This is a genomic window from Enterobacter sp. E14S (assembly GCF_055666685.1).
In genome coordinates, this window is record NZ_JBVODQ010000010.1 from 156,509 (window position 1) to 165,964 (window position 9,456).

The 9,456-nt window shown below is 59.0% G+C and carries 8 protein-coding genes; 6 read left to right on the forward strand and 2 right to left on the reverse strand.

What is annotated here, in order from left to right; genetic code table 11:
- Window positions 1-19: 19 nt before the first annotated feature.
- Together opgB and ACZ6J2_RS18300 are read left to right on the forward strand one after the other, a co-directional pair.
- The gene (gene opgB, locus ACZ6J2_RS18295; protein WP_471726384.1) at window positions 20-2,311 is read left to right on the forward strand and encodes a phosphatidylglycerol--membrane-oligosaccharide glycerophosphotransferase; all 2,292 of its coding nucleotides are present in this window, start codon (window positions 20-22) and stop codon (window positions 2,309-2,311) included.
- On the forward strand, window positions 2,311-2,826 hold the full coding sequence (locus ACZ6J2_RS18300; protein ID WP_471726385.1) for a GNAT family N-acetyltransferase: 516 nt from the start codon (window positions 2,311-2,313) through the stop codon (window positions 2,824-2,826). The genes opgB and ACZ6J2_RS18300 overlap by 1 nt, the downstream gene beginning before the upstream one ends.
- A gap of 90 nt (window positions 2,827-2,916) precedes the next feature.
- On the opposite strand, the gene tsr is transcribed toward ACZ6J2_RS18300, so the two are convergent.
- Complete coding sequence (gene tsr / locus ACZ6J2_RS18305) at window positions 2,917-4,581, reverse strand: methyl-accepting chemotaxis protein (RefSeq protein WP_033146482.1); 1,665 nt, start codon at window positions 4,579-4,581, stop codon at window positions 2,917-2,919.
- Between the two features lie 83 nt (window positions 4,582-4,664).
- Entirely contained in the window at window positions 4,665-5,105 is a 441-nt protein-coding gene (hpaR, locus tag ACZ6J2_RS18310; protein WP_023334396.1) for a homoprotocatechuate degradation operon regulator HpaR, read from the reverse strand.
- Between the two features lie 271 nt (window positions 5,106-5,376).
- Between hpaR and hpaG the strand changes: the two genes are divergently transcribed.
- The 4 genes from hpaG to ACZ6J2_RS18330 are packed head-to-tail and all read left to right on the forward strand — an operon-like array spanning window position 5,377 to window position 9,361.
- The gene (hpaG, locus tag ACZ6J2_RS18315) at window positions 5,377-6,654 is read left to right on the forward strand and encodes a 4-hydroxyphenylacetate degradation bifunctional isomerase/decarboxylase (protein WP_471726386.1); all 1,278 of its coding nucleotides are present in this window, start codon (window positions 5,377-5,379) and stop codon (window positions 6,652-6,654) included.
- Entirely contained in the window at window positions 6,651-8,117 is a 1,467-nt protein-coding gene (hpaE, locus tag ACZ6J2_RS18320) for a 5-carboxymethyl-2-hydroxymuconate semialdehyde dehydrogenase (protein WP_471726387.1), read from the forward strand. The genes hpaG and hpaE overlap by 4 nt, the downstream gene beginning before the upstream one ends.
- Before the next feature lie 2 nt (window positions 8,118-8,119).
- Entirely contained in the window at window positions 8,120-8,971 is an 852-nt protein-coding gene (hpaD, locus tag ACZ6J2_RS18325) for a 3,4-dihydroxyphenylacetate 2,3-dioxygenase (RefSeq protein WP_045888120.1), read from the forward strand.
- Window positions 8,972-8,980: 9 nt separating this feature from the next.
- Window positions 8,981-9,361 (forward strand): 5-carboxymethyl-2-hydroxymuconate Delta-isomerase, encoded by a 381-nt coding sequence (locus tag ACZ6J2_RS18330; protein WP_045400867.1) that lies wholly within the window; start codon window positions 8,981-8,983, stop codon window positions 9,359-9,361.
- Window positions 9,362-9,456: the final 95 nt, after the last annotated feature.

Genomic DNA, 9,456 nt, shown 5'->3' on the forward strand with positions numbered 1-9,456 from the left:
GCGTCATGAGGATATGCTGTTGTCAGAATTCATGTCTCTTATCCTTTTTCTGGCTTCTGTCGGCGTTTACGCCTGGAAAGCCGGCCGTCACACCTGGTGGTTTATCGCCACGCTGGTGGTACTCGGCATTTTTATTATTTTAAACATTACCTTATACGCCAGCGACTACTTCACCGGTGACGGTATTAACGATGCGGTGCTCTACACGCTAACGAACAGCCTGACGGGCGCGGGTGTGGGCAAGTACATTCTTCCGGGGCTCGGCCTTATCGTCGCGCTGGTGACGATTTTTGGCGCGCTGGCCTGGGTGCTGCGTCGCCGTCGCCATCTTCCGCACCATCATGGCTACAGCCTGCTGGCGTTATTCCTGGCGCTGGCCTCCGTCGACGCCAGCCCGGCGTTCCATCAGATCACCGAGCTGGTGAAATCCCAGTCGCGCGACGGCGATCCGGATTTCGCGGCTTACTACAAAGAACCGTCCAAAACGATCGCCAGCCCGAAGCTCAATCTGGTCTACATCTACGGTGAAAGCCTGGAACGCACGTACTTTGATAACGATGCCTTCCCGAACCTGACGCCAGACCTGGGCGCGCTGAAAAACGAAGGGCTCGACTTCAGCCACACCATGCAGCTGCCGGGTACGGACTATACGATTGCCGGAATGGTTGCCTCCCAGTGCGGTATCCCGCTGTTCGCGCCTTTTGAAGGTAACGCCTCAGCCTCGATGTCGACGTTCTTCCCACAGAATATTTGCCTCGGCGATATCCTGAAAAACTCCGGCTACGAAAACTATTTCGTGCAGGGGGCAAATCTGCGCTTTGCCGGAAAAGACGTGTTCCTGAAATCTCACGGTTTTGACCACCTGTATGGCTCAGAAGAGTTAAAAACGACTGTTGCCGATCCGAGCTACCGTAACGACTGGGGCTTCTATGACGATACGGTACTCGACGAAACCTGGAAGAAATTCGAGGAGCTTTCCCGCGCGGGCAAGCGTTTCTCCCTCTTTGCGCTGACGGTGGATACCCACCATCCGGACGGGTTCGTCTCGCGCAGCTGCAAACGCAAAAGCTATGACGTGGACGGCAAAAACAACAAATCCTTCAGCGCCGTCACCTGCAGTCAGGAGCACATTGCCGCGCTGGTCGAGAAAATCAAAGCCTCGCCCTGGTTTAAAAACACCGTTATCGTCGTTTCGTCTGACCATCTGGCGATGAAAAACAGCGCCTGGGATCGGCTCAACAAGCAGGATCGCAGCAACCTGTTCTTCGTCCTGCGCGGCGACCAGCCGCAGCAGGAGGTAATTGCCACCAAACGCAACTCCATGGATAACGGCGCAACCGTGCTGGACATTCTGGGCGGCGACAACTTTATTGGCCTGGGCCGCAGCACGCTGTCGGGGCAATCCCTGTCGGAAGTGTTCCTCAACATGAAGGATAAAATCCTCGCCTGGAAGCCAGACATTATCCGCCTGTGGAACTTCCCGAAAGAGATGAAGGACTTCACCGTCGATCGGGATAAAAACACGATTGCCTTCTCGGGCAGCAGCTTCCGTCTGCCGCTGCTGGTGCGCGTGTCGGCGGGGCGCGTCGAGCCGCTGCCGGAAAGCGAATATTCCGCGCCGCTGCGCTATCAGCTGGCCGATTTTGCTCCGCGCGATAATTTCGTCTGGGTCGACCGGTGCTACAAAATGGGCCAGCTCTGGTCGCAGCCGCTGGCGCTTTCTACCGACTGGTGCGTCTCTCAGGGTCAGCTTGGCGGAGAGCAAACCGTGCAGCACGTGGATAAAGCCCAGTGGAAAGGCAAAACCGCGTTCAACGATACGGTGATTGATACCGCGCGCTATCAGCACAACATCGACATGCTTAAAGTCAGCGATAACGATATTCGCTACAAAGCGGACAGCTTTATCTTTAACGTGGCCGGCGCGCCCGAGGAAGTGAAGCAGTTTAGCGGCATCTCGCGTCCGGAGTCCTGGGGGCGCTGGTCCAACGCGCAGCTGGGCAACGAGGTGAAAATTGAGTACGCCCATCCCCTGCCGGAACAGTTCGACCTGGTGATCACCGCCAGAGCGTATGGCCCCAACGCTAACAAGCCTGTACCGGTTCGCGTGGGCAGCCAGGAGCAGATGCTGACGCTCGGGAACGACGTGAGCACGCACACGCTGCATTTTGAGAACCCATCGCGCAGCAATACCCTGGTGATCGTGCCGCCGGATCCGCAGTCCACCAATGAAGGGAATATCCTCGGCCATTCACCGCGCGAGCTCGGCATTGGCATGGTCGAAATTAAAATTGTGAGTCGCGCAGGCTAATGGTCGACCTTAACCTCACCGTCCGCCCCACGCGTCCCGGCGACGTTGCCTTCCTGCCCGCCATTGAACGCGCGGCGGGCGAGCGCTTTCGTGAAGACCCGGATCTCGCCTTGCTTGCCGACGGTGAGGTCATTTCCGCTGAGCAGCACCTTGAATATGCCGAACGTGGGCTAAGCTGGCTGGCGCTGGCGAACGGCCAGCCCGTCGGGTTTATCCTCGCCGAGGCCCATCCTTCATCACTGTTTATTGTCGAACTCTCGGTTGATCTGGACTGGCAGGGAAAAGGGATCGGCAGGCAGCTCATCGCCTGCGTGGCAGACCATGCCCGCACGCTGGGGCTGGCGTCGCTGACGTTGACGACGTTCCTGGACGTACCGTGGAACGCGCCGTTCTATGCAAAGCTGGGGTTTGAATACGTAGCTGAACTCACGCCTGAACTGCGTGAAAAACGTGAAGAAGAAGCAGCGCACGGCTTAGCGTATAACTCCCGCTGCGCCATGCGCCTGCCTCTGTAATATTGCCCGGTGGCGCTTCGCTTACCGGGCCTGCAACAACCTTCCGTAGGCCGGGTAAGGCGTAGCCGCCACCCGGCACAACGCACCGGGTTAGAACGTTTCCCAGTTATCGCCTGAATCGGCCGTCGCGGTTTTACGCGCCATCACCGGCGTGGAAACCGCTTTAGCCGCAGCGAATTCGCGCGCTTTCATCTGCTCCTGCTGAATGCGGAATACCGCCACGGCCTGAGTCAGACGGCTCGCCTGCTCTTCCAGTGCGGCCGCCGCTGCGGCAGATTCCTCTACCAGCGAGGCGTTCTGCTGGGTCACGCGGTCCATCTCTGCTACCGCCAGACCCACCTGGTCGATACCGCGGCTCTGCTCGTCAGACGCAGAGGCGATTTCACCCATGATGTCCGTTACGCGGGTCACCGCGTTCACGATCTCACCCATGGTTTCACCGGCGCTTTCTACCAGCGTTGAGCCCACTTCCACGCGGCCCACGGAGTCTTCAATCAGGCTCTTGATCTCGCGAGCCGCCTGGGCGCTGCGCTGGGCCAGGTTACGCACTTCACCTGCCACCACCGCAAAACCACGGCCCTGCTCGCCCGCACGCGCCGCTTCTACCGCCGCGTTCAGTGCCAGAATGTTGGTCTGGAAGGCAATGCCGTCGATCACGCTGATAATGTCGGCAATCTTCTGTGAACTACCGGCAATGTCTCGCATGGTTTGCACCACGTTGTCCACCACTTTACCGCCTTTCTGCGCGGTTTCAGAAGCGCTCAGCGCAAGGTGGCTCGCCTGACGGGCGTTTTCGGCGTTCTGCTTAACGGTTGCCGTCAGCTGCTCCATGCTGGCAGCGGTCTCTTCCAGGGAAGCGGCCTGCTGTTCAGTACGGGAAGAGAGGTCGTTATTGCCCATCGCAATTTCGCTCGCGCCGCTGTAGATCGCGTTCGCGCCGTTACGCACGTCGCCGACGGTACGCACCAGCTCACTCTGCATATGGCGCAGCGAGTCGGCCAGTTCACCCATCTCGTTGGTGCCCTGAACCTCAATGCGCTTCACCAGGTCGCCGCTGGCGATATGGCGAATGTTGTCGATCAGACGATTCAGCGGAGAGATCAACGTCTGCTTGATGTTGAGCCAGACGGCCACGATCACCACCAGCACGGCAATCAGGACGCTGATCAGCACCCAGATAGCCTGGCTGTAGGAGCTGTTGCTGTCTTCGACCGCCGTCTGATACAGCTTGTCGTTCTGCTGCAGGTAGCTCACATACTGCTTCTCAAAACCGTCCTGATAGCTCTGGGTCGGCTGGTCGAAGAAGGCGTTGATTTTGCCGGCACCCAGCAGCTGAATCAGCTCCGCCAGCGCACCGTGGTAAATATCATAGTTACGCTTGATCTCCATGGCATCCGCATCGCTTTGACGCGGATCGCGCGGCAGGGCTTCGTAGGCAGCCCAGTTTTTTTCCGCCTGTTTCAGAGACGTAGACGCGATTTGCATCAAATCGTTAACGGTCGCGCCGCTGCCGATATTGCTCTGATCCATCATGTAGCGGATACCCGCGCGGTTCAGGGTATTACGGGTTTGCAGCAACGCGACCCAGCTGGCGTTCAGCGTGGATTGTTGCTGGCGAATGGTTTGCAGGACGGTGAAATTCTCTTTGTCATTCTTAAGGGCATTAAAGAAAAGACCACCGGACGTGAGTTGTAAAAGGCCAAATATCGCTAAAACCAGCATTAAGCTGGTGACAATCTTGATACGGTTTAACATGTTTTCTCTTTCCTCAGACAGATACAGAATTTTCGGCCTGGAAAGGGAAAACTTTACGAAAATCATCCTGGAATTTGTGGTTTTTACTCTTCTTCCCGCGCTGCGTTATGCCGGTTTCCGAGTTCAATAAACTCTTCCAGCAGCGCCGTCAGCTGTTTCATCTTCTCCGGCGTGTATTCCGCCTCGATCTGCTGATACGCCTCTTCGACCTGTGCCTGGGCGTGTTCATACAGCGCATTCCCCTCTTTGGTCAGCGACACGTACAGCTTGCGCTGGTCGTTCACCGGCTTTAAGCGCAGCACCAGGCCGTCGCGCTCCATCCGCGTCAGAATGCCGGTCAGGCTCGGGCGCAGGATGCAGGTGCGAAACGCCAGATCGTGAAAATCCATCGACGGATGTTCAGCCAGCACGCGCACGATGCGCCACTGTTGCTCGGTCAGGTTATGGCGCTTCACGATCGGGCGGAAGTACGACATCGCCGCTTCCCGCGCCTGCAGCAGCGCGATGGTTAATGAATCATGCATAGCCTTTCCCCTTCCCATCATTAACAAGTAAACAATCCCTAAAAGATGTTTTTATAAACAACACGGTTTCCATCAAAAAGTTTAACAGAAACCCGTCAATTTTATTAACTCTTTGATTTTGTTATAAACAAAACCCAATACGTAAATTTATTGTTATTCCCATCACAAATCTTTCACTTCTGATTGCGAAATAAACAGCAAAAGCATAAAACCAGATCATTAACATATTAATGAAATCACAACCCGGACCACCGGGGTGAGGAGTATATGAATGAAAGGTACCGTTTTTGCCGTCGCCCTCAACCATCAAAGCCAGCGTGAAGCCTGGCGTGAGGCCTTTGAAAAAGCTCCCTACAACACGCCGCCGAAAACGGCGGTGTGGTTTATCAAGCCGCATAACACGGTGATCCGCGCGGGCGAGCCGATCCCCTTCCCGCACGGGGAAACGGTATTAAGCGGCGCGACGGTGGCACTGGTCGTGGGCAAAACCGCCAGCAAGGTTCGCGTGGAGGACGCCGCGGAGTACATCGCGGGATATGCGCTCGCCAACGAGGTGAGCCTGCCGGAAGAGAGCTTCTACCGTCCGGCCATCAAGGCCAAATGCCGGGACGGATTTTGCCCGCTCGGCGAACTTGTCGCCGTTGGTAACGTGGATAACCTGACCATCATCACCGAGATCAACGGCCGCGAAGCGGACCACTGGAACACGGCCGATCTTCAGCGCAGCGCCGCCGAACTGCTGAGCGCCCTGAGCGACTTCGCCACCCTCAATCCCGGCGATGCAATCCTGCTCGGCACCCCGCAAAGCCGCGTTGAGATCCGCCCGGGCGATCGCGTGCGCATTCTGGCAGAAGGCTTTCCGCCGCTGGAAAACCCGGTGGTGGATGAGCATAGCGTCACTATTGCGCACAGCACGCCGCCGCACGCCACGCTGTTTGCCCTCGGTCTGAACTATGCCGACCACGCCAGCGAGCTGGACTTTAAGCCGCCGACCGAGCCGCTGGTATTTATCAAAGCGCCAAACACCTTCAACGGCGACGGCCAGACGTCGGTGCGCCCGAACAATATTGAGTACATGCATTACGAAGCGGAGCTGGTGGTGGTCATCGGCAAAACCGCGCGTAAGGTCAGCGAAGCCGAGGCGATGGACTGTGTTGCGGGCTATACGGTCTGCAACGACTACGCCATCCGCGACTACCTGGAAAACTACTACCGCCCGAACCTGCGGGTGAAAAGCCGGGACGGGCTGACCCCCATTTCCCCAAACATCGTGCCAAAAGAAGCCATCCCCGATCCGCACAACCTCACCCTGCGCACCTTCGTCAACGGCGAGCTGCGCCAGGAAGGCACCACCGCCGATCTCATTTTCAGCATCCCGTACCTGATTGCGTACCTGAGCGATTTTATGACCCTGCAGCCGGGCGACATGATTGCCACCGGCACGCCGAAAGGGCTGTCCGACGTAGTGCCGGGCGATGAGGTGGTGGTGGAAGTGGAGGGCGTGGGACGCCTGGTGAACCGGATTGTCAGCGAGGAGACTGCAAAATGAAAAAGATTAACCACTGGATCAACGGTAAAAACGTCGCCGGAAGCGAGTACTTCCACACCACCAACCCGGCTTCCGGCGAGGTATTAGCGGAAGTCGCCGCCGGCGGTGAAGCTGAAATTCACCAGGCCGTCGCCGCCGCCAAAGAGGCGTTCCCGAAATGGGCCAACCTGCCGATGAAGGAGCGCGCGCGCCTGATGCGTCGTCTGGGCGACCTGATCGACCAGAACGTGCCCGAGATCGCCGCCATGGAAACCGCCGACACCGGTCTGCCGATCCACCAGACCAAAAACGTGCTCATTCCGCGCGCCTCGCACAACTTCGAGTTCTTCGCCGAGGTGTGCCAGCAGATGAACGGCAAAACCTACCCGGTCGACGACAAGATGCTCAACTACACCCTGGTACAGCCGGTGGGCGTCTGCGCGCTGGTGTCGCCGTGGAACGTGCCGTTTATGACCGCCACCTGGAAGGTCGCGCCGTGCCTGGCACTCGGAAACACCGCGGTGCTGAAGATGTCTGAACTCTCCCCGCTGACCGCCGATCGTCTGGGCGAGCTAGCGCTGGAGGCGGGCATTCCGGCGGGCGTGCTCAACGTGGTGCAGGGTTACGGCGCGACGGCAGGCGACGCGCTGGTGCGCCATCACGACGTGCGCGCCGTCTCCTTCACCGGCGGCACCGCCACCGGACGCAACATCATGAAAAACGCAGGGCTGAAGAAATATTCCATGGAGCTGGGCGGCAAGTCCCCGGTGCTGATTTTTGAAGATGCCGACATCGAGCGCGCGCTGGACGCCGCCCTGTTCACCATCTTCTCCATCAACGGCGAGCGCTGCACCGCCGGCTCGCGCATCTTCATCCAGCAGAGCATCTACCCGGAATTCGTTAAACGCTTTGCAGAGCGCGCCAGCCGCCTGCGCGTTGGGGATCCGACCGATCCGAATACCCAGATTGGCGCGCTCATCAGCCAGCAGCACTGGGAGAAAGTCTCCGGCTACATCCGCCTCGGCATTGAAGAGGGTGCAACCCTGCTGGCGGGCGGCCCGGACAAACCAACCGATCTGCCTGCGCACCTGAAGGGCGGCAATTTCCTGCGACCAACCGTGCTGGCGGACGTCGACAACCGCATGCGCGTGGCGCAGGAGGAGATCTTCGGGCCGGTGGCCTGCCTGCTGCCGTTTAAGGACGAAGCGGAAGGCCTGCGCCTGGCGAACGACGTGGAGTACGGCCTGGCGTCGTACATCTGGACCCAGGACGTCAGCAAAGTGCTGCGCCTGGCGCGGAATATCGAAGCGGGTATGGTGTTCGTCAACACCCAGAACGTGCGCGACCTGCGCCAGCCGTTTGGCGGCGTGAAGGCTTCCGGCACCGGCCGCGAGGGCGGTGAGTACAGCTTCGAGGTGTTCGCGGAGATGAAGAACGTCTGCATCTCCATGGGCGACCATCCGATTCCAAAGTGGGGGATCTGACCATGGGTAAATTAGCGTTAGCGGCAAAAATCACCCACGTTCCGTCGATGTACCTCTCCGAGCTGCCGGGGAAAAACCACGGCTGCCGCCAGTCGGCCATCGACGGGCATAAAGAAATCAGCAAGCGCTGCCGGGAGCTGGGCGTGGACACCATCATCGTGTTCGACACCCACTGGCTGGTGAACAGCGCGTACCACATCAACTGTGCGGACCATTTTGCGGGCGTCTACACCAGCAACGAGCTGCCGCACTTTATCCGCGACATGACCTACGACTACGACGGCAACCCGGAGCTCGGCCAGCTGATCGCCGACGAGGCGGTGAAGCTCGGCGTGCGCGCCAAAGCGCACAACATCCCGAGCCTCAAGCTGGAGTACGGCACGCTGGTGCCGATGCGCTACATGAACGCGGATAAACACTTCAAAGTGGTCTCCATCTCGGCGTTCTGCACGGTTCACGACTTCGCCGACAGCCGCAGGCTGGGCGAGGCCATCGTCAGCGCCATCGAAAAATACGACGGCACCGTGGCGGTGCTCGCCAGCGGCTCGCTGTCGCACCGCTTTATCGACGACCAGCGCGCGGAAGAAGGGATGAACAGCTACACCCGCGAGTTCGACCGCCAGATGGACGAACGCGTGGTGAAGCTGTGGCGCGAGGGGCAGTTCAAAGAGTTTTGCAGCATGCTGCCGGAGTACGCCGACTACTGCTACGGCGAGGGCAACATGCACGACACGGTGATGCTGCTGGGGATGCTCGGCTGGGACAAATACGACGGCAAGGTGGAGTTCCTCACCGAGCTGTTCGCCAGCTCCGGCACCGGCCAGGTCAACGCCGTTTTCCCGCTGCCCGCGTAAGGAGCCACCATGCCGCACTTTATTGCTGAATGTACCGACAACATCCGCGAGCAGGCCGACCTGCCGGGGCTGTTTGCCAAAGTGAATGAGGCGCTGGCCGCCACGGGCATCTTCCCCATCGGCGGCATCCGCAGCCGCGCCCACTGGCTGGACACCTGGCAGATGGCCGACGGCAGGCACGACTACGCCTTTGTGCATATGACGCTAAAGATTGGTGCCGGGCGCAGCCTGGAGAGCCGGGAAGCCGTGGGGGAGATGCTGTTTGCGCTGATCAAGGCACATTTCGCGGAGCTGATGGCCGACCGCTATCTGGCGCTGTCGTTCGAGCTCGACGAGCTGCACCCGACGCTCAATTACAAACAAAACAACGTGCACGCGTTGTTTAAGTAATACCGTCCCCTCTCCCTTTGGGAGAGGTAGGTGAGGGGAAATCTCGTGCGGCCTGATGCCCTCACCCCGCCCCTCTCCCACAGGGAGAGGGAGGG